Source organism: Palleronia pontilimi (genome assembly GCF_016412875.1).
Taxonomy (GTDB): Bacteria; Pseudomonadota; Alphaproteobacteria; order Rhodobacterales; family Rhodobacteraceae; genus Palleronia; species Palleronia pontilimi.
The window spans coordinates 1-336 of record NZ_JAEKPD010000047.1; the positions used below are offsets into that span (position 1 = coordinate 1).

At 46.7% G+C, this 336-nt stretch carries 1 protein-coding gene; it reads right to left on the reverse strand.

Going from position 1 to position 336, the window contains the following annotated elements; genetic code table 11:
• Positions 1-11 precede the first annotated feature (11 nt).
• Positions 12-336: hypothetical protein (locus tag ILP92_RS18220; protein ID WP_198917837.1), on the reverse strand; the 325-nt coding region annotated here is incomplete at its 5' end.

Genomic DNA, 336 nt, shown 5'->3' on the forward strand with positions numbered 1-336 from the left:
GCCAAGCAACACTAGTTAACACCAATCCACAATGAAGACCTTCCTCGTCTTTGCCCTCCTCGCTCTTGCGGCGGCGAGTGCCGTTGCGCAAATTTCACAGCAACAACAACCACCACTATTTTCGCAGCAACAACAACCACCATTTTCACAGCAACAACAACCACCATTTTCGCAGCAACAGCAATCACCATTTTCGCAACAACAACAACCACCATTTTCGCAGCAACAACAACCACCGTTTTCACAACAACCACCAATTTCACAGCAGCAACAACCACAATTTTTGCAGCAGCAACAACAACCACCATTTTCACAGCAACAGCAACCACCATTTTC